The sequence below is a fragment of the Victivallis sp. Marseille-Q1083 genome, assembly GCF_903645315.1.
GTDB lineage: Bacteria > Verrucomicrobiota > Lentisphaeria > Victivallales > Victivallaceae > UMGS1518.
The window spans coordinates 1368128-1387879 of sequence record NZ_CAHJXL010000001.1; the positions used below are offsets into that span (position 1 = coordinate 1368128).

Consider the following 19752-nt stretch of genomic DNA (forward strand, 5'->3'; position numbering starts at 1 on the left):
AATGGTTCTTTCAATAAAATACAATAATTTTATAAAAAAATAATCTGAATTTATTCTTTCGAAGTTCCGGCATCACGCCTGGCATGCGGATGCGCTTTGGCATAAGCCTCCTTCATTCGCTGAATGCTGACATGGGTATAGATCTGCGTCGTGCTTAAATTGGCATGGCCGAGCATCTCCTGGACGCTGCGCAAATCGGCGCCGGCATCCAGCAGGTGAGTAGCGAAGGAGTGACGCAACTTGTGCGGCGTCAAATCCGGAGGCAGTCCGGCTTCGGCCAAATAATTTTTCAAGTTGCGCTGAAACGAGCGCGGCGTCAACCGGCCGCCGTCCCGGTTGACGAATACCGGCGCCGCCGGGCACCGGTCGGAAACCCGCAACCGCCGCTGCGCCAGATAAGCGTTCATCGCCGCAATGGCCGGCCGGCCCATCGCCGCCAGCCGCTGCTTTTTGCCTTTGCCTTCCACTTTGATGATCCCTTCGGCCAGGTTGAGGCGGTCAAGGTTCAATCCCATCGCCTCGCTGATCCGCAGCCCGCCGCTGTAGATCAACTCCACCAATGCCAGATCGCGGGCGGCGGCAAATTCCGCCATTTCGTCATTCTTGCAATATCCAAGCTCAATAGCCCGCGCCCAATAACGCCGGACCGCTTCGGTCAACTGATCGATCGCATGGACCGAAAATACCCTGGGCAAAGAAGCCTCCTTGTGCGGCAGACTCAAATTTTCAAATGGATTGACGGCGATAACCTTCTCCCGCAACAGGAAGCGGTAAAAACTGCGCAACGAAGAAATTTTGCGCAAAATGGAATTGCGCGACAACTCCAGCCGGTGCAATTCAAAGAGAAAACTCCTGGCCTGTTCGTGATCGACCGACGGCCAATCGTCGAACCGCTCGTCGCCGTCCCGCATCAAATCGACAAACTGCTGCAAATCCAGCCGATAACTTTCAACCGTATGTTCGCTGTATTCCCGCTCCGTCCGCAGATAACGGGCGAATTGTTCCCGATAACTCATCGGCAGTCGCCTCCGGCTTCTCCTGTTTCCGATCACATTATTCTCATAGTATAACCCAATCAGCCTGAAAATGCAACAAGCCGCCGGAAAAGCGGCGCAATCAACGGAAAAATATTGCCGGAATTACGTTGTAAAGTGGCCGAAAGCATGATAGAGTTATAACAGATGGTTTAAACGCATAGTTGTCAATTTTTTCATCATCGGGAATCAAAAACCAATGTTGTTCAGAGCTCTTTTCAGTACCTTATTGCTGTTCGGCATGGCAGTCGACGCCGCCCCCGGCCTGCCGGCCGCCACGGCCGGCAAAGTGAACGCCACCACGCTCAACGTCCGCGTCAAACCGCAAGGGAACGCCTCCACCGTAGCCAGATTGAAAAATGGCGACCCCGTCCAGGTTGTCGGCGCCAGCGGCGACTGGTATGAAATTCTCGTGCCGGCCAGTTGCCAGGTTTACCTCGCCGCCCAGTTCGTCAAGGACGGCAAAACGACCCGGGAGGTCAATATGCGTTCCGGCGCCGGCGTCGAATTCCAGAGCTACGGGCTGCTGCCGGCCGGTTCCACGGTGAAGGTACTCGGGACCAATGAGCGTAAAGATTGGGTGAAAATCGCGCCGCCGGCCGGTTTGACCGCGTTCGTCAGCAAAAAATACATCGAACTTGCGCCCAACGCCGCCGGGACGCCGCCGGAAAAAACGGTCCCCCCGGCGGAAACAGGCAACGGCGAGTCGGAGTCTCCGCCACCGCAACAGCAGCCGGAGAAAACGCCGCCGGCCGGCCGGATTGTTGACCAGCCGGACCAAACTGTCGCAAAACCGCCGGAAATTCCGGCCGGACCGCCGCAACTGACGCCGGAAGAGCGGGAAAAGAAATTCCTGAACATGCGTTTCATCGCCGACAGCGCCAAAGAGGTGAAAATGGTCGGAGTCGTCCGGGATTTGACCAGCAGCGACCTGGCAGTTTCCCATGCGCTGGTGGAACGCGGCGACGCCGTCGTCACGCCGACGCTCGGCTATCTCTATTGCCGCAACCAGAATCTCGCCGATTTTCTCAATAAAACGGTAAAAATCGAAGGGACGCGCCATCTGGTGGAAGGCTGGAAAGCGCCGGTAATCGAAATAGCCACCATCACCGTGGTTCACGATTGAACAATGATGCACAGCACTTGAGGAGTACAAGAAAGACTATGAAATTATCGCAAATTTTAGGGATCGGTGTTTTTTCGTTTTTCATCAGTTACGGAGCAATCGCCATCGAATTGCCGGACCCGGTGCCGGCGGCGGATGCCGGCCAGCAGGAGGCCGTCGAGGAAGCGCCGCTGCCGCCCCGGGAAGAACAGCCGGTCAACGAAGAACGCTGGTCTTCGATCGTCAAAGTGTTTTCCGTCTGCAGCAGCCCGAATTTTTACCAGCCCTGGCAGAATTACGCCCAGCGTTCCGGCGTCGGATCCGGCTTCGTCATCGAAGGCAACCGGATCATCACCAATGCTCACGTCGTCGCCGACCAGACTTTTCTGATGGTGCGCCGCCCCGGCGATCAACAGCGCTATATCGCCAGACTGCTGGTGGTCGGCCATGATTGCGACCTGGCGATCCTGACCGTCGACGATCCGAATTTTTTCAAGAATATCACGCCGTTGGCCATCGGCACGCTGCCGGACATGCAGAGTTCGGTTTCCGTGCTGGGTTATCCGATCGGCGGCGACAACATCTCGGTCACCGAAGGAGTCATCTCCCGGGTCGAACCGGTCATTTACAGCCATAGCGGCCGCCGCCTGCTGGCGGCCCAGATCGACGCGGCGATCAATCCCGGCAACTCCGGCGGACCGGTGCTGCACGACGGCAAAGTGGTCGGTGTCGCCTTTCAGGGCTTGAGCAAGTCCCAGAATATCGGTTTCATGATCCCGGCGCCGGTATTGGAGCATTTCCTGAACGACACCGCTGACAACGATTTCGACGGTTTCCCGGATATTCCGTTCCGCTTCATGAAGATGGAAAATCCGGATTTGCGCGCCGCCCGCGGCATGAAGCCGGACCAGACCGGCATCATGATCACCAAACTGCCGCCGGCAGTCGAGGCGTTGAAGCTGCTGCAGGAAAATGACGTCGTCATGGCCATCGACGGCGTGCCGATCGCCAACGACGCCACCGTGCCGTTCCGCGACGGGGAAGTGATCTTCTTCGGCGAGCTGATCTGGCGGAAGTACCTCGGCGACACCAGCCGCCTGACCATTCTGCGCGACGGCCGGCAACTGGATGTCGATTTCAAGCTGCTGCGGCTGCCGCGGCTGGTTCGCGACCGTTCGTTCGACCGGGCGCCGACCTATTACTTCATCGGCGGCATGGTTTTCGTTCCGCTGTCGATCAACTATCTCGACGAATGGGAGGAGTGGTACCAGGGGCCGATCGAACTGGTCAGCTACGTGCTCGACAACCAGCCGACGCCGGAACTGGAAGAGGTGGTCGTGCTGTCGATGGTGCTGGCCGACAGCGTCAACGTCGGTTACCAGGATCTCAGCGCCCAACCGGTGGTTTCGGTCAACGGCACCAACATCAAAAACCTGCGCGAACTGATTCGGCTGGTTCAGGCCATGCCGGACGGTTTTCTCGAACTGGGCTTGAAAAACGGCGACCAGGTGGTGCTGGACATCAACAAAATCCGGGAAGCGACGCCGGAAATCATGACGCGCTACCGGATTCCGCAGGATCGCAGCGAGGATCTCGCCGATACCGATCAGGTGGCGCAGCCTCAATACGGCCCGTTGAAACAATAAAAGAACAGGAAATCCCCTCCGGCGCCCGCTTGCGGCAGCAGAATCAGCGTACACCGGTCTGCTCCGGCGACGGCTTCGCGATTGCGGCCGGCGCCGCCGGAACCGGGACGGCCGTCAGGAACAGGCCGAAATGCCGGCTTTTTGTCAAGAGCTGGCCAATACGATTTCGGCGGCAGCTTTCCGCTAAAATAATTCGAGTTCGAAATTGAAAGTCGCCGTATTCGGATTGCCCCAGTCCGCCTGCCACAAATCATAGAAATCATACGTGCCCGGAATGCGCGGGACCGAAAAGACTGCGGCCGGCAACACGTAAGTCAGGCCGGAACGTTTGTCGGCCCGAACCAGGAACGCATTGCCGCGGGCATCCCTGATTTCACCTCCGGCCGGAACGGCGGCCCGGGTCACCAGCAGCGGCGGCCGGCCAAACCGGTACACTTCAACCGGCAACGGCGATTTGTCGCGCAGCGCTTCGACGGCCGGACGTTCCAGTTCGACCTGGGCTTGCACCCTGGCGACGTTCCAATTCATCAACTCCAATGCCGCCAGCGAGTTGGCCACCGGCAACGGCAGAGAGGTCGAGATGAAGATGTCTTCATACTCCTTCAGCAATTCCAATCCGTAAACCGCGGTAACCCGGAAACGGCGGATACCGGCAGCATAAGCCTCCTTCAGCAATTTTCGCAGGCCCGGCAGCCGTTTCTCCGAACAGAACTCCGGCAAAATAACTTCATCGCTCTTTTTGTTGAAGTCTAGAATGCTGTTCGCCTTGAGTGCCTGCGGATTGCCGGCGGTGGCGCCATGCGGCCGGACCGCCACGGTTTCCGGCAACTGGGCCGGCAACTGATAACGCGGGCGCAGTTGCTGATAAAAGCGGCGGAACTGCTCCATGCCGACCGCGCCCGGCGAATGCAGTGACAGCGGCGAGAGTTCCGCTTTGATAAATTCCCAGCAGGCGCGGCGAAGTTTTTTCAACTCACTGGCCGGCAGAAAATAATCACCGTCGACTTCGGCCCGAACGACGGCGGCGCTGTATTGTTCGGAATTGCCGGCGGCAAATTCGCGTTCCAACGTTTCCGGCGTCAGGGCGTGTTTGGCGGCCGGCGGCAAATCCAGTTCCCGGCGCCAGATGAACGACTCCTCGGCATTGATGACTTCAACCGAAATTTCATCCCGGCGCAGCCGGACGGCCAGCTCCAGTTTGGTCCGCACCGGCGGCAGTTCAAGCGAACGCTCCGGAATGCTGGCGCCGATTTTGAAAATCCAGCCGCCCGGCACAACCTCCTTGTCACAGCAGATGAAACAATATTGGCCGGGCAAGACCTTCCGGGCCGGCTCGCTGTCGGCAAACAGCTTGGTCACCGTCAATGCCGGCCCTTCATCGCCGCTGGCCGGCTGAACCCGCAGCCGGTCGCCGATGTGCACTTTGCGGGCGGCTTTGAAACCAAAACCGTTCGGCAGCACCCGTTCCACCTTGCCGCACAGGGTGCCGGTGGCACCCAGCGTATCATGCTGGATCAAGGTCGCCATCGCTTCCTGGCTGAAAAAACCCTGCGACCATTTGCGGCCGCAGGTCTCGCTGAGCAGATTGCGGGCTTCGCCAAGCGTTTTACGGTCGAGCGTGTCGCCGGAGGCGTCCAGCACTTTGCGGTAGGCGCTGACCGCGTTGTAAACATAATCGGCCTGCCGCAGACGCCCCTCGATTTTCAGTGAAGCGATGCCGAGCTTTTTCAATTCCGGAATCAGCTCCAGCGTGCAGAGGTCCTGGGTGGAAAAGAAGAAGCCGTTGCCCTCTCGGCTGAAAAATCGCCGCCGGCACGGCTGTTTGCATTTGCCGCGATTGCCGCTGTAACCGCCGAGCCAGCTGGAAAAGAGACATTGGCCGGACAGGGAACAGCACAAAGCACCGTGGACGAACACTTCCAATTCCAGCTGGGTCGACGCCTTGAGCATCTTCAATTCATCCAGCGGCAACTGCCGTTCCAGAATGACCCGTTTGACGCCGGAAGCCTCGGCAAAACGGATGCCGGGAAGATTGTGAATGCCCATCTGGGTGGAAGCGTGGATCTCCAGCCCCGGGAAATATTCCCGGATGATGTGCAGCACGCCGAGGTCCTGGACGATGACGGCATCCGGCCCGATTGTCGCCAGATCACCGAGATAACCGACCAGCTCCGGCAGTTCTTTCTCCTTGATCAGCGTGTTCAACGTCGCATATACTTTGCGTTTGAGCTTGTGAGCGTATTCAACCAGTTGAGCGAATTGATCGGCGGTAAAATTTTCGCTGCGTTCCCGGGCGGTGAATTTCGGCAACCCGGCATAAACGGCGTCCGCTCCGGCGTCGAAAGCGGCGAGCGCGGTGGCCAGCGTCCCGGCCGGCGCCAGCAATTCCGGCAGCGGGTGCGGCGAAGGTTCGTTTGACTGAAGATTCGGCATGGTAACCTTTCCAAAAAAATTGCAAATAATCCGTCATATTCTCCTTACTATAGTTTTATTTGTCCGTTTTTAACAGTAAATTATGCGATAATTCGATTATTTTGAGCAACGGAACCGGAGGATTGGGCGGAACAAGCATGAACAGTGAACTTTTTTTGGCCTGGCGTTATTTGCGCCCGAAACGCAATGCATTGTCGATCATCACGATTTTGTCGATCCTCGGCGTGACCCTCGGCGTGGCGGTGTTGATGGTGGTGCTGGCGGTAATGACCGGCTTTACCGATGAAATGAAAGAAAAATTGCTGCAGACCCAGGCGCATCTGCAAATCCGCAGCAGCTACGCCAATTACATCGCCAATCCGCAGGCGGCAATTGACGCGGTCAGAGCCGTCGGCGGCGAGGCAGCCGGCGTCGTTCAGAATTTCGCGATGGTGCAGAACGGCAAACGGCTGCTGCCCAAGACGGTCCTCGGCATCGATCCGGCCGATTTCATGCAGCGGATGAAACTCGGCGATGTGCTGCGGCGCGGCAGCTTCGAGCTGCAGCCGGGCGAAATCGTCGTCAGTGAAACGATTGCCAGGGAGATGGGGCTGGATGTCGGGCGCAAATTGCTGCTGCACTCGCAGGAACGCATCGCCGGCATGTTCAACGTCGATGAGGACGGCAGTTTCCATTTCAAGGAAGAGGAAGTGTACCTGCCGATGGAATTGAAGGTGGCGGGAATATATTCGTTCGACAAATACGATTTCGACAGCAACATCCTGTTCCTCAACCGTGACGACGCCGCCGAACTGTTCAATATGCCGTGGGGAGCGGTGTCGACCGTTTACGGCTATGTGGCGGAACCGTTCGGTGTCGAAAAGGACGTCAAAGCGTTGCGGGAGAAATTGCCGCATATGTGGATCGCCAGTTGGAAAGATTTGAACCGGCAGTTGCTCGGCGTGCTGGCGATGGAAAAGGGCATGATGTTCTACCTGTTGGTCTTTATCGTGCTGGTGGCGGCATTCAGCATCGCCAATACGTTGATTTCCAGCGTCTATCAGAAAACGCGCGAAATCGGCGTCCTCAAGGCGCTCGGCGCCGGCGGCGGTCAGTTGATGCTGATTTTCATCCTGCAGGGAACGTTCGTCGGCGTGGTCGGCAATCTGCTCGGTTTTGCGCTGGGCTGGTCGGTGATTTTCTGGCGCAACGACATTCTGCACGGCATCGGCCGGCTGATGCAGCACGATTTCTTCCCGAAGGAAATTTATTTCTTCAGCGAGATGCCGGCCCATATCGTGCCGTTCGACGTGGCGCTGATTTTCATCGCCTCGGTGACGCTCTGCACGCTGGGAGCGGTGATCCCGGCCCTGCGGGCCGCCTGTCTGGACCCGGCCAAAGCATTGCGTTATGAATGAGGTGAGACGATGACGGATGAATATATGATCGAAACCGCCGGCCTGCGCAAAGGCTACCAGATCGGTCCGCGCCGGATTGAAGTGCTGCGCGACATCAATTTCAAAGTGCGGCGGCACAGTTGGACGGCGCTGCTGGGCGCGTCCGGTTCCGGCAAAACGACGCTGCTGAATCTGCTCGGGATCCTGGAGCGGCCGGACGGCGGCAACATTCGCTGTGCCGGCGTGGATTATGCTTCGCTTTCCGGCCGGGCGGCGGCGCGTTTCCGCAGCGAAAAGATCGGGTTCGTCTTCCAGAGCTATCATTTGCTGCCGGAACTCTCGATCGTTGAAAATGTCATGCTGCCGGCGATGCTGGCCCACCGGCGCGGCAACTGGCGTCAAAAGGCGGAAGAGCTGCTGTGCCGGATGGGGCTGGCCCAACGGCTGCGCCACCGGCCGGGAGAGCTGTCCGGCGGAGAGCAGCAGCGGGCGGCGATCGCCCGCTCGCTCATCAACGATCCGGAATTGCTGCTGGCCGACGAACCGACCGGCAACCTCGATTCGGCGACCGGCAATGAAATTCTGGAGGTCTTCCAGGCTTTGTGCCGCCGGGAGCGGCGGACGATCGTCATGATCACCCACAATGACAAAATCGCCGGGTTGGCGGACAAAATCGACTATTTGTGCGACGGCTGCTTGCAGTCCGGCGAACCGGAGCCGGAAGCGGCGGGCCAAGCGGAAATGGCGCCGGAGCCATTGTAATAAACGGCTTGCCGGCGGCCGGACGGTTCTTTTGCTTGAAAGCGCGCGGGCGGTGATTGACAAAACCATGTTGGCCATTTACAGTAATGGAATCGAGCGGTTGGTGAGGATTCGTTGCCGGAACAATAAAATTCGGGTAACGGGATATCAAACAATAGGGAGAGATGCGATGCTGAGAAAAATTTCAGGTTGGACCGGAGCCTTTCTGGGAGCGACTGTTTTGATCAATGGAGCGCTGGCGGCAACGCCGGCGGAAGAGTCGGAAAAGATTTTCAATACCGTTGCCGAAGAGCTCGATCGCGGCGGCTGTTATTACGAAATTGCCGCCACCAATGAATTGGCTGAAAATCTGCCGGAGACGATCAACGACATCGTCGGCTGGCTGGTGGCCGATGATATGGATGACTCCTTCAAGCTTCAGCTTGGCCAGATCATGGAAAAAGTCCGACTGGCGGTCGCTCTTGCCGGTATCGACCAGGTCGAAGGCTGGGGATTCAGCTCGGTCCGGTTGCCGGAAACGCTGGCCGACAACAAAAAATTGTACAACAACAAGATGTTTCTGGCCCGCAACCGGAATATGGAAGCCCGCGGCTTCTGGCAGTGGCTGGCCGCCCAGCAGAAGTTCCCTGCCGCGGATTTGGGCAAATTGCCGGCCGGAACCGTGGAAGCCGGCGTGATGACGCTGAATATCGACGCGATTTTCAATGAAATGCTGCATTCCGGCATGCTGCCGGACGAAGCGGTGATGGCAGTGACCGGTCAGTTGGATCAGCCGATCGGAAAAGACTCCGCTCTGACGCCGGCCCAGCTCATCAAGGCGGTTTCGGGAGAAATCCGTTTCGTACTGTTTTTCCTGCCGCAGGAAGACGGCGGCGAAGTGCCGGCTTTCGCCGTTCAGATCAGCGACCGGGACAACGCGCTTTTTCAGTTGATGCAAACCAAGCTGGTGCCGACCGGCTCTTTCGTCGAAGTGGATGGCCGGCTGGAACCGCTGGTGCCGGCCGGGGTGCTGCCGGAATTCATGACGCTCGCCTTCAGCAAGGCCGACAATGCGCTGCTGCTGGTCTCCAATCCGGAAGTGATCGATTATCTGGCCAAGGCGGCAGCCGGCGAAGTGCCGACTCTGGCCGGCCAGGCGGATTATCAACTGCTGACCAAAGGGCTGCCGGAGTCTGGCGATATGGTGGTATTCGTCGGTTCGAGACTGCCGGAATTCATGATAGACTTCCTCAAAAACATGCCGTTCATGGAAATGCAGAAAGAGTTCAATTTCGGTGATTTCATCTACCACACCGGAGGATTCGGCGTGCTGAATATCGATGCCGACGGCTGCCGGATGGTCAACAAGGGGACGCAGGAATTCAGCGAAGCCTCGCTGTTGAGCAAAGGAGCCCTCGTCGTCATTCCGCAGGTGATTGTCGGCGCCAAGATCTATGCGCAGCAGTTCGGACACACCCAGGGCTGGGACGGTGATGAGGACGATTACGAATGGTCCGACGACAGCGTGGCGGACTGCGGACTGCAATTGGCGAATCTGAAGATGGGATTGCGCCGTTACGCCGCCACCCATGACGGCAAATATCCGGCGGCGGACGGCTTGGCCGGTCTGCAGGAAGCGTTCGGTGACGACCCGGAGGCTCTGGAGTGGCTCGTTTGTCCGGAAGGGTTGGAGGATATTGCCGATGATTGGGATTCGGTTTCGGAAGCGAACAACTCCTATGTCTATCTGGGTGGAGCGGACACCAACGGCACGCTGCCGATCCTGTTCGACAAGCCGGGCAATCATTTGAGTGAGGTCAATGTGATCTTTGCCGACGGCAGCGTCGAAGCCATCGAAGCGGAAAATCTGGACAACTGCAAGGCGATCGTCAGTGCGATCCAGACGCAAAAACGTTATCCGGAAGCCGATTTCCTGAAGTTGATCCAGCAGGCGGAAGCCTTGGACAAGGCACTCAACGAATAAGGACTGTGCAAGGGGGCGAATCATGCGCGATATCCGTTGCTTGGCTCAAAATGGTTTGAAGGTGTCGCCGTCTCTGCTGGCGGCGGATTTCGGCGACTTGAACCGGCAGATTGCCGAAGTGACGACTGCCGGGGCGGACCTGTTGCATCTGGATATCATGGATGGCCACTTCGTCCCCAATCTGACGATGGGGCCGCCGGTGCTGAAGAGCATCCGGCCCTGCAGTGAATTGATTTTCGATACGCATCTGATGATTGCCGAGCCGTTGAAATACGTGACGGCATTCGCGGAGGCCGGCGCCGATCATCTGACGTTTCATCTGGAAAGTGAAAACGATCCGCTGGCGGTCATCAAAGCGATCCGGGCGGCCGGTTGCACCGTCGGGATCTCGTTGAAACCGGCAACTCCGCCGGAGGCAATCCACCCGTACCTGCCGGAAATCGATCTGGTGCTGGTCATGACCGTGGAGCCGGGCTTCGGCGGCCAGAGTTTCATGGCCAATATGGTGCCGAAAATCCGGGCGCTGCGGGAACGGATCGACGACTTGGCGCTGCCGATCCTTCTGGAGGTGGACGGCGGCATCGACGAACATACGGTTTCGGCGGCGGTGGATGCCGGGGCCGGGGTGCTGGTGGCCGGCACGGCGGTATTCCGTCATCCGGATGGCATGAAGGCGGCAATCGCCCGGTTGAAGGGGCAAAAATAAACGCTGCGGACTGTATGCAAAAAAAATTGAGTTGCGGACGCCGGTTTTCCGGCGTTCGCTGTTTCGAGCAGAATAACAGGATTGATGGCTTATGAGTGAGCAATTACAGCGGACGGTGCTGGCCGGCCGCCAGGTGGCGCTGGGCGCCAGGATGGTGCCGTTTGCCGGATGGGAAATGCCGGTGCAATATTCGGACGGCATCATCGCCGAACATCAACATACCCGGAATGCGGTGTCGCTGTTCGACATCTGCCACATGGGGGAATTTCAAATCAGGGGAACCGGAGCCGTGGCGGCGCTGGACCGGTTGCTGGCCCGGCCGGTGCTGGATCAGCCGATCGGCAGTTGCCGCTATAATTTTCTGCTGAACGACGCCGGCGGCGTGCTGGACGACCTGGTGGTTTACCGGATGGCGGCGGACGATTGTTTTCTGGTGGTCAACGCCGGAACCCGGGCCGCCGATGCGGCCCATTTGCGCGCCCTGCTGCCGGCGGGGGTGACGCTGGTGGATTTGTCGGACGGCCTGGCCAAACTGGATCTGCAGGGCCCGCGAAGCGCCGAGGTATTGGCGCAGCTCGGCGTCCCCGCCGCATCACTTCCGAAATATTTTCACTGGACGCTACTGGAAATTGCGCAAGTTCGCTGTATTTTAAGCCGCACCGGCTATACCGGCGAACTGGGATTCGAATTGTACTTCGATGTCGAAAAAGCCGGAGCGATGTGGGATCGGCTGTTGGAGGTGGAACCGGTCAAGCCGGCCGGACTGGGCGCCCGCGACACGTTGCGGCTGGAGATGGGTTATTCGCTCTATGGCCATGAACTGACGCCGGAAGTGACGCCGCTGGATGTCGGCGCCGCGCCGCTGCTGAAGCTGGCGGAACAGCCCGGCCGGGATTTTGTCGGACGGGCGGCATTGGAAAAGGCCGGCGTGCGGCGGCGGCTGATCGGCATCGGCTGCGAAGGCCGCCGGGCGGCCCGCGGCGGATATGCCGTCCGGGCCGGAGGCCGGACTATCGGAACGGTGACCAGCGGCGCCTTCGCCCCGTCACTCGGCGTTGCGGTGGCGCTGGCGTCGGTGACGGCGGATTGCGGACTGGAAATCGGCGATCCGGTCAGCATCGAAACGGAACGGGCGGCGATCGGCGGCAAGGTGCGGGCATTGCCGTTTTATCCGGCAGGAAGCGTTCGAAAAAAACTATGAAAAAATGGAATTAGGACTTGATTTTTAACCGGTTTAAGGGTATTAAGTCACAGAAAGCTTTGTTGAAAAGAAAATCAGGATTTTTTAACCAGCAAAAAAAACAGGAAGGTTATGAGATATTATTCTGAAGATCATGAATGGGTAGAGGTCAGCGGCGAGGATGCAACGATCGGGATCTCTGAGTATGCGGCCAACGAGCTTGGCGACATCACCTATGTGGAACTGCCGCATGAGGACGACGATTTCATTGTCGGTGATATTCTCGGCGTGGTGGAGTCGGTCAAGGCGGCGTCGGATATCTACTCGCCGATTTCCGGCACGGTTACCGCGGTCAACGATGCGCTGGAGGACGATCCCGGACTGATCAACTCTTCGCCGGAGGACAAGGGGTGGATCTGCAAGCTGACCAACATCGACAGCAGCGAATTGGATGATATGATGAATGCCGCTGCTTATGCCAAATTCCTGCGGGATCTGAAATAACATTCCGGCCAGCGCGACAGAGCAGCGCTGACCTTCCGAATTCCGGCCAAAATGCCTGTCGATGGCGTCATGGCCGGAATTTTTGTTGTTCCGGAAGGATTTTTCAAGCGGAAATTTTCGCCAACCAACAGAGACGCCGGTTTACAGCCGGCTGTCAAGGAGTGATACAGTGCCTTACATTGCCAATACTGCGGAAGACCGCCGGGAAATGCTGGCGGCGATCGGCTGCGCCGATCTCGATGAGATGTGGTCGCAGTGTCTGGTGGACAGTCCGGCGCCGGATTTGAATCTGGCCGACGGTCTATCCGAATCCGAGGTGATCGGAAAATTGCGGCGGCTGGCCGGCAAAAACGCCGTCGGTTTGATCAATTTTCTCGGCGGCGGCTATTATGACCATCTGATTCCGGCCGCCGTCGACGACTTGTCCGGCCGCAGCGAATTCCTGACCGCCTACACGCCCTATCAGCCGGAGGCCTCGCAGGGAACGCTGCAGGCGATTTACGAATACCAGTCGCTGATCGCCCGGCTGACCGGCATGGCGGCGGCCAACGCGTCGCTGTACGACGGCGGCACGGCGCTCTTCGAGGCGATGATGCTGGCGGTGCGCTCGACGCGCCGGCGGCAGGCGGTTATCTCCAAAGCGGTTTCGCCGATTTTCCGGCGGATGATCCAATGCTACAGCAGCAATCTGGATGTCGAACTGATCGAAGTCGACTGCGGGCTCGACGATTCGGCGCCGGAAGCTTTGCTGGCGGCGGTAACCGAGCGGACCGCCTGCGTGATCGTGCAGTATCCGAACTTTTTCGGCACGGTGGAAAAATGGGATGATTTTGTCCGCATCGTCCATGAACGCAAAGCCCTGGCGATCTGTTCGTGTTATCCGATGGCGCTGGCCCTGCTGCGGACGCCCGGCGAGATGGGATTCGATGTGGTGACCGGCGAAGGCCAGAGCCTGGGCATACCGCTGAGCTTCGGCGGGCCGTACCTCGGTTTTATGGCGGTGACGGCCAATTATCTGCGGAAAATGCCGGGCCGCATCGTCGGACGGACGACGGACGCGCAGGGACGGGACGGCTTCGTGCTGACTCTGCAGACCCGGGAACAGCACATTCGCCGCGACCAGGCGACGAGCAACATCTGTTCCAATGAAAATTTGTGCGCGCTGCGTGCGTTGATCTATCTGAGTTGTCTGGGCAAAGAGGGATTGATCCACGCGGCGGAGTTGTGTGCGGCGAAAGCGGTGTTTGCCTGCGAAACGTTGACGGCGATCCGCGGTGTCGGGCTGGTTGGCCGCGGCGCATTTTTCAATGAATTCGTCCTCGAATTGCCGGTGGATGCCGCCGAGGTGGTCGGTTCGCTGATCGACAAGGGATTTGCCGCCGGCTTCCCGCTGGGACGCTACTATGAGGACCGGCGCCGGCAACTGCTGGTGGCGGTAACCGAAAAACGCACCCGGGAAGAGATCAAGAATTTTGCCAACGCGCTGGAGGCGGTATTATGGAGCTGATTTTTCAACAGGGCCGGCCGGGACGCCGGGGATCGTCGCTGCCGGAGTGCGACGTCGAATGCCGCTCGGCGATTCCGGCGGAACTGCGGCGGACGACACCGGCGGCGCTGCCGGAAGTGTCGGAGCTGGAAGCGGTGCGGCATTTCGTCAATCTCAGCCGCCGGAATATGAGCGTGGACACCAATTTCTATCCGCTGGGCTCCTGCACGATGAAGTACAACCCGAAATTTCATGAGCATCTGGCGGCGCTGCCGGGCTTTGCCGAATTGCATCCGCTGCTGCCGCAACTGCGGCATGGCGGCACTTTGACGCAGGGGGCGTTGGCGGTGCTCTTCGAAACTCAGAGCATTCTGGCCGAATTGATGGGCATGGCCGAATGCACGATGCAGCCGATGGCCGGAGCGCACGGCGAATTGACCGGCGTGATGATGATCGCCGCCTATCACCGGTCGCGCGGCGACCAGGCGCGCAAAGTGATGCTGATTCCGGACGCCGCCCACGGCACCAACCCGGCCAGCGCGGCGGTCGCCGGATTCAGTTGCCGGGAAGTGGCGACCGATGCGGAGGGCAATGTCGACCTGGAGGATCTGAAAAAGAAACTGACGCCGGATGTCGCCGGTCTGATGCTGACCTGCCCGAATACGCTGGGCCTCTTCGACCGCAATGTCAAAACCATTTGCGAGCTGGTGCATGCCTGCGGCGGACTGTGCTATTGCGATGGCGCCAATTTCAATGCGATTGTCGGCCGGGTGCGGCCGGGCGATCTCGGCTTCGACGTCATGCACGTCAACGTGCATAAAACCTTTGCCACCCCGCACGGCGGCGGCGGACCGGGCGCCGGACCGGTCGGGGTCAAAGAATTATTGCGGCCGTTTCTGCCGGTTTCGCGGGTCGGCAAGCGCAGCGACGGCACCTATGCGTTGATCTATGATTTTCCGGACAGCATCGGCTATATCGCACCGTTTTACGGAAATTTCGGCGTCATCGTCAAAACCTATGCCTACCTGCTGACGCTCGGCAAGACCGGCTTCCGGCGGGTCAGCGAAAATGCCGTGCTGAATGCCAATTATCTGCGCAAACGACTGGCCTCCCATTTCGATCAGAAATACGACCGGCCGTGCATGCACGAATGCGTGCTGTCGGCCCGGAACTTAAACCAGTACGGCGTCCATGCCCTGGATGTCGCCAAAGCTCTGATCGACCGCGGCTTCCATCCGCCGACGATGTATTTCCCGCTGATCGTGCCGGAAGCGTTGATGATCGAACCGACCGAGACGGAAAGCAAGGAAATGCTGGACGCCTTCGCCGCGGCGCTGATCGCTGTGGCCGAACAGGCCGCCGCCGATCCGGCCGCCGTAACGGCCTGTCCGACGACGACGCCGGTAGGCCGGTTGGATGAGACAACGGCGGCCCGCCATCCTCAGGTAGCCGAATAACGAAAAGAACGGTGTTGAAAACAGCAACCGTTCCGGAATCATCCCGGAACGGTTGCTGTTTTTTCACAGAAGAAATCGAAAAAAACACCCGAAAAAATTCCAGGTGTTTTCAGTTGTCCGCGCTTTAAACCAATGCGCGCCGGATCGCCTGCTTGGCGGCATCCGCCAAATCACTGGCGGCAGTGCATTCCACCGGCTCGTCGCCGACGGTCACACAGAGTTCGCCGTTATCCACCGGACGAGAAGTAAACGCGGCAATCAGCTCCACGCGCTCGGCCAGACCGCTCGCTTTGACGAATCCGGCCAGTTCGCCCAGCAGCGCCTGTCCCGGACAGTCCTGCAGCCTGGTGCAGATGGTGACGGTGATCGGCAGCAGCCTGGGTTCGGACCCCTTGAGGACGGTGAGCTTGGCATCGAACAACTGACTGCGGTTCTGGTAATGCGTATGCAGGTTCTCATGCGCGTCGTGCGAACCCGGCCGGCCGCCGAACACCTCCTCGTAGCAGCGGTCCACCAGATAGTTGTCCTGCGATTTCTGCAACTGATTGGTCTTGTCGGAATTGTACAGCCCCGCCGCCCGCTGTCGGCGCACGTTGTCGTTCGGCGCCACCGGCTGGCCGCCGCCGCAGACGCAGCCGCCCGGACAGGCCATCACCTCGATGAAATCGTAATGCACCTTGCCGGCCTTGAGGTCCTCGATCAACGCCTTCGCATTGCCCAGGCCGTGCCCCACCGCCACCTTCACTTCGCCGTCGCCGACCCGGACCGCCGCTTCCTTGCGTTTGTCCAGTCCGCGCACCGCCTTGAATTCCACCTGGTTCAGCGGTTTGTTTTCCAGCTTCTCCACCGCGAACCGCAGCGCCGCTTCCATGACCCCGCCGGTCGTCCCGAAAATGACGCCGCCGCCGGTCGAAAATCCGTACGGCATGTCGAAAGCCGACGGCTCCAGTTCGTCGAACTGGATTCCCATCGAAGCGATCATCTGCGCCACCTCGGTGGTGGTCAGCACGTAATCGACGTCCGGCTTGCCGTGGTTGGAAAACTTCGGCAGTTGCGCCTCGAATTTCTTCGCCGTGCACGGCATGATCGACACCACCACCAGGTCGGCCGGTTCGATGCCGAGCCGGGCCGGCAGCGTCTTGCGCGCTACCGAGCCGAAAATCTGCTGCGGCGAACGGGTGCTCGACAGATTCGGCAGCAGTTCCGGGTAATAAATTTCACAGTATTTCACCCAGCCCGGGCAGCAGCTGGTGAACATCGGCATCACGCCGCCGGAGCCGACCCGGTCCAGCAGCTCGGTCGCCTCTTCGAAAATGGTCATATCCGCCGCGAAACAGGTGTCGTACACCTCGTCGAATCCCATCAGCCGCAGCGCCGAAACCAGTTTGCCGGCGACATTGGTGCCCGGCGCCAACTGGAACATTTCCCCCAGCGCCACCCGCACCGCCGGCGCGATCTGAACAACCACCTTCTTCTGCGGATTGTAGATTTCCTCCCAGACCCGGTGGCGGTCCTGTTTCGGCACGATCGCCCCGGTCGGGCAGACCGCCGCGCACTGGCCGCAGTTGACGCATTCGACCTGGCTCAGGTCCTGGTCGAAGGCCGGCGACACCCGGGCGTTCGAACCGCGGAACGCGAAATCGATGGCGCCGATGCCCTGCACCTCCGCGCAGACCCGCACGCAGTCGCCGCACAGCACGCATTTGTTCGGGTCGCGCTGCAGCGACGGCGAACTGGTGTCCAGCGGCAGCTGTTTGGTCGCCGACCGGTAACGGACCGTGTCGACGCCGAGCCGGCGGGCGACGTTCTGCAGCGTGCAGCTCGAACTGCGCGAACAGGTCGGACATTCCCGGTTGTGGCTGGCCAGCAGCAGTTCGATGTTGATCTTGCGCATCTGCCGGATCGCCTTGGTGTCGGTCCTGATCTCCATGCCGGGTTCCGGCTTCGTCGAACACGCCGCCATGATGCCCTTGCCGTCGACTTCCACCAGGCACAACCGGCAGGCGCCGTAAATCGACAGTTCCGAATGGTAGCAGAAGGTCGGGATGTCGATCCCGGCTTTCCGGATGAGTTCCAGCAAATTGCGTTCGCCTTCGATGGCGATGCCGCAGCCGTTGACTTTTACAATATTTTCAGCCGTTGTCATTTGGCAGTTTTCTCCTGAATGTTGTTGCCGTTTTGCTTCCGAACGCGGTGGAAAACCGCCGCCTTACAGTCCGACCACCGCGCCGAATTTGCACGCCGTCTTGCAGGCGCCGCATTTGATGCATTTGTCGGCATCGATCCTGTGCGGCTGTTTCACCGCTCCGCTGATCGCGTTGACCGGGCATTTCCGCGCGCAGGCCGTGCAGCCTTTGCACTTCTCGGCGATGATTTCCGGACGGGCCAGCGCCCGGCATTCGCCGGTCGGGCAGATCTTCTTGAAGACGTGCGACTCGTACTCGTCGCGGAAATAGCGCAGCGTCGACAGCACCGGGTTCGGCGCCGTCTTGCCCAGCCCGCACAGCGAACCGAGCTGCACCGCTTTCGCCGTCTCCTCCAGCAGTTCCAGCGTCGTCTCGTCGGCTTTGCCGGCGATGATGTCGTCGAGCAGAGCCAGCATCTGCCGGGTGCCTTCCCGGCACGGCACGCATTTGCCGCAGGATTCGTTCTGGGTGAACTGCATGAAGAAACGGGCGATCTTGACCATGCAGGTCTGGTTGTTCATCACCACCAGGCCGCCGGAACCGACCATCGCGCCGACCGATTTGAGCGTGTCGAAGTCCATCGGCAGATCCAGCATCTCTTTGGTCAGGCAGCCGCCGGACGGACCGCCGATCTGCACCGCCTTGAAATCCTCCCCGGTCAGTTTGCCGTTGTTGTCGGTGACTCCGCCGCCGATGTTGTAAATGATCTCCCGCAGCGTCGTGCCGAACGGCACTTCGATCAGACCGGTGTTCGCCACGTGCCCGGTCAGGGCGAAGGTTTTCGTACCCGGCGACTTCTCGGTCCCGACCGCCTTGTACTGCGCCGCGCCGTTCCGGAAGATGCCCGGCACCGACGCCAGCGTTTCGACGTTGTTGATCACCGTCGGCTTGCCGTACAACCCGCTCTGCGCCGGAAACGGCGGCTTCGGCATCGGCATGCCGCGCTTGCCTTCGATCGAGGCGATCAACGCGGTTTCCTCGCCGCAGACGAAAGCGCCGGCTCCTTCCATCACCGTCACCCGGAAACTGAAATCGGTGCCGAACAGGCCGTCGCCCAGCAGCCCCGCCGCCAGCGCCGCCGCCACCGCGTTGCGCATCCGGGCCACCGCCAGCGGATATTCCGCCCGCACGTAGACGTAACCTTCATCGGCGCCGATCGCCTTCGCCGCGATCATCATTCCCTCGATGACGCTGTGCGGGTTGCCTTCCATCACCGAACGGTCCATGAAGGCGCCCGGGTCGCCTTCGTCACCGTTGCAGATGACGTATTTCTTGTCATTCCGGCTCGCCAGCGTGAATTTCCATTTCAAACCGGTCGGAAAGCCGCCGCCGCCGCGGCCGCGCAAACCGGATTCGATCGCTGTCTGGCAGACCTCCGCCGGCGTCATTTCGCAGACCGCCTTGCGGGCCCCGAAATAGCCGCCCCGCGCGATGTATTCGTTGACGTTGTCCGGCTCGATCATGCAGTTCGCCAGCACCACCCGCTTCTGGCGGCTGTAGAACGGAATGTCGGCGTTGCCCTTGCAGCCGCGCCCGTCCCGGTCGTGGTACAGCAGCCGGTCGATGATTTCGCCGCCCAGCAGCGTCCGTTCGACGATCTCGGTGACGTCCGACGGCTTCACTTTCGTATAGAGAATGTGCTGCGGCTCGATGTGCAGCAGCGGGCCCTGCTGGCAGAAGCCCTGGCAGCCGCTCTTCGACACATAACTCGCTCCGGCCGCTGCCGTTTCCTCCTTCAATTCCACCACCACGGGCAAACCGCGCCCGGACAGTTGCCGCACCAATTCGTCGCGCACTTCCAGCGAACCGTTCGCCACGCAACCGGTGCCCGCACACAATATCAACCGCTGTTTCAACTTGCCGGCCGCTGCCTGGTAGTCCAACGCGATCTGTTCCAGATTGATCTTGCTCATC

At 59.6% G+C, this 19752-nt stretch carries 14 protein-coding genes; 10 read left to right on the forward strand and 4 right to left on the reverse strand.

The annotated features are described in order from the left end of the window. Nucleotides 1-50 precede the first annotated feature (50 nt). Entirely contained in the window at nucleotides 51-1016 is a 966-nt protein-coding gene (xerC, locus tag HWX74_RS05370; RefSeq protein ID WP_176012573.1) for a tyrosine recombinase XerC, read from the reverse strand. Between the two features lie 217 nt (nucleotides 1017-1233). Between xerC and HWX74_RS05375 the strand changes: the two genes are divergently transcribed. Then, a complete protein-coding gene (locus tag HWX74_RS05375) occupies nucleotides 1234-2160 on the forward strand; it encodes an SH3 domain-containing protein (protein ID WP_176012574.1) in 927 nt (308 codons plus the stop codon). Between the two features lie 38 nt (nucleotides 2161-2198). Continuing rightward, nucleotides 2199-3785, forward strand: a complete 1587-nt coding sequence (locus HWX74_RS05380; protein WP_176012575.1) for a serine protease — start codon at nucleotides 2199-2201, stop codon at nucleotides 3783-3785. Between the two features lie 183 nt (nucleotides 3786-3968). Here HWX74_RS05380 and HWX74_RS05385 read toward each other — a convergent pair whose 3' ends face one another. Further along, nucleotides 3969-6218 (reverse strand): U32 family peptidase, encoded by a 2250-nt coding sequence (locus tag HWX74_RS05385; RefSeq protein WP_176012576.1) that lies wholly within the window; start codon nucleotides 6216-6218, stop codon nucleotides 3969-3971. A 137-nt stretch (nucleotides 6219-6355) separates the two neighbouring features. Here HWX74_RS05385 and HWX74_RS05390 point away from each other — a divergent pair, with 137 nt between their 5' ends. The 8 genes from HWX74_RS05390 to gcvPB all read left to right on the forward strand — a co-directional run bounded on the left by HWX74_RS05390 (nucleotide 6356) and on the right by gcvPB (nucleotide 15652). Then, nucleotides 6356-7615, forward strand: a complete 1260-nt coding sequence (locus tag HWX74_RS05390; RefSeq protein WP_176012577.1) for an ABC transporter permease — start codon at nucleotides 6356-6358, stop codon at nucleotides 7613-7615. Between the two features lie 9 nt (nucleotides 7616-7624). Further along, nucleotides 7625-8356, forward strand: coding sequence for an ABC transporter ATP-binding protein (locus tag HWX74_RS05395; RefSeq protein ID WP_217704857.1), 732 nt, complete (start codon nucleotides 7625-7627; stop codon nucleotides 8354-8356). 169 nt (nucleotides 8357-8525) lie between these two features. Further along, nucleotides 8526-10319: a hypothetical protein gene (locus HWX74_RS05400; RefSeq protein ID WP_176012578.1), complete on the forward strand. Its 1794-nt coding sequence runs from the start codon at nucleotides 8526-8528 to the stop codon at nucleotides 10317-10319. A gap of 22 nt (nucleotides 10320-10341) precedes the next feature. After that, nucleotides 10342-11025 carry a ribulose-phosphate 3-epimerase gene (gene rpe, locus HWX74_RS05405; protein ID WP_176012579.1) on the forward strand — a complete coding sequence of 228 codons (684 nt, stop codon included), beginning with the start codon at nucleotides 10342-10344 and terminating at the stop codon, nucleotides 11023-11025. A gap of 91 nt (nucleotides 11026-11116) precedes the next feature. Continuing rightward, a complete protein-coding gene (gcvT, locus tag HWX74_RS05410) occupies nucleotides 11117-12226 on the forward strand; it encodes a glycine cleavage system aminomethyltransferase GcvT (RefSeq protein WP_176012580.1) in 1110 nt (369 codons plus the stop codon). 111 nt (nucleotides 12227-12337) lie between these two features. Next, a complete protein-coding gene (gene gcvH / locus HWX74_RS05415; RefSeq protein ID WP_176012581.1) occupies nucleotides 12338-12709 on the forward strand; it encodes a glycine cleavage system protein GcvH in 372 nt (123 codons plus the stop codon). A 169-nt stretch (nucleotides 12710-12878) separates the two neighbouring features. Next, nucleotides 12879-14216: an aminomethyl-transferring glycine dehydrogenase subunit GcvPA gene (gene gcvPA / locus HWX74_RS05420; RefSeq protein ID WP_176012582.1), complete on the forward strand. Its 1338-nt coding sequence runs from the start codon at nucleotides 12879-12881 to the stop codon at nucleotides 14214-14216. Continuing rightward, on the forward strand, nucleotides 14207-15652 hold the full coding sequence (gene gcvPB / locus HWX74_RS05425) for an aminomethyl-transferring glycine dehydrogenase subunit GcvPB (RefSeq protein WP_176012583.1): 1446 nt from the start codon (nucleotides 14207-14209) through the stop codon (nucleotides 15650-15652). The genes gcvPA and gcvPB overlap by 10 nt, the downstream gene beginning before the upstream one ends. Before the next feature lie 124 nt (nucleotides 15653-15776). Here gcvPB and HWX74_RS05430 read toward each other — a convergent pair whose 3' ends face one another. Both HWX74_RS05430 and HWX74_RS05435 read right to left on the reverse strand, forming a co-directional pair. Next, nucleotides 15777-17798, reverse strand: coding sequence for a 2Fe-2S iron-sulfur cluster binding domain-containing protein (locus HWX74_RS05430; RefSeq protein WP_176012584.1), 2022 nt, complete (start codon nucleotides 17796-17798; stop codon nucleotides 15777-15779). 63 nt (nucleotides 17799-17861) lie between these two features. Next, on the reverse strand, nucleotides 17862-19751 hold the full coding sequence (locus HWX74_RS05435; RefSeq protein ID WP_176011767.1) for an NADH-ubiquinone oxidoreductase-F iron-sulfur binding region domain-containing protein: 1890 nt from the start codon (nucleotides 19749-19751) through the stop codon (nucleotides 17862-17864). Nucleotide 19752 lies beyond the last annotated feature (1 nt).

Bases quoted from the DNA above. Each gene is read 5' to 3' on its own strand.
- HWX74_RS05430 (WP_176012584.1), bottom strand. From the start codon at position 17,798: ATGACAACGGCTGAAAATATTGTAAAAGTCAACGGCTGCGGCATCGCC.
- xerC (WP_176012573.1), bottom strand. From the start codon at position 1,016: ATGAGTTATCGGGAACAATTCGCCCGTTATCTGCGGACGGAGCGGGAA.
- HWX74_RS05375 (WP_176012574.1), top strand. From the start codon at position 1,234: ATGTTGTTCAGAGCTCTTTTCAGTACCTTATTGCTGTTCGGCATGGCA.
- HWX74_RS05390 (WP_176012577.1), top strand. From the start codon at position 6,356: ATGAACAGTGAACTTTTTTTGGCCTGGCGTTATTTGCGCCCGAAACGC.
- HWX74_RS05400 (WP_176012578.1), top strand. From the start codon at position 8,526: ATGCTGAGAAAAATTTCAGGTTGGACCGGAGCCTTTCTGGGAGCGACT.
- gcvPB (WP_176012583.1), top strand. From the start codon at position 14,207: ATGGAGCTGATTTTTCAACAGGGCCGGCCGGGACGCCGGGGATCGTCG.
- rpe (WP_176012579.1), top strand. From the start codon at position 10,342: ATGCGCGATATCCGTTGCTTGGCTCAAAATGGTTTGAAGGTGTCGCCG.
- HWX74_RS05435 (WP_176011767.1), bottom strand. From the start codon at position 19,751: ATGAGCAAGATCAATCTGGAACAGATCGCGTTGGACTACCAGGCAGCG.
- gcvT (WP_176012580.1), top strand. From the start codon at position 11,117: ATGAGTGAGCAATTACAGCGGACGGTGCTGGCCGGCCGCCAGGTGGCG.
- HWX74_RS05395 (WP_217704857.1), top strand. From the start codon at position 7,625: ATGACGGATGAATATATGATCGAAACCGCCGGCCTGCGCAAAGGCTAC.
- HWX74_RS05380 (WP_176012575.1), top strand. From the start codon at position 2,199: ATGAAATTATCGCAAATTTTAGGGATCGGTGTTTTTTCGTTTTTCATC.
- gcvH (WP_176012581.1), top strand. From the start codon at position 12,338: ATGAGATATTATTCTGAAGATCATGAATGGGTAGAGGTCAGCGGCGAG.
- HWX74_RS05385 (WP_176012576.1), bottom strand. From the start codon at position 6,218: ATGCCGAATCTTCAGTCAAACGAACCTTCGCCGCACCCGCTGCCGGAA.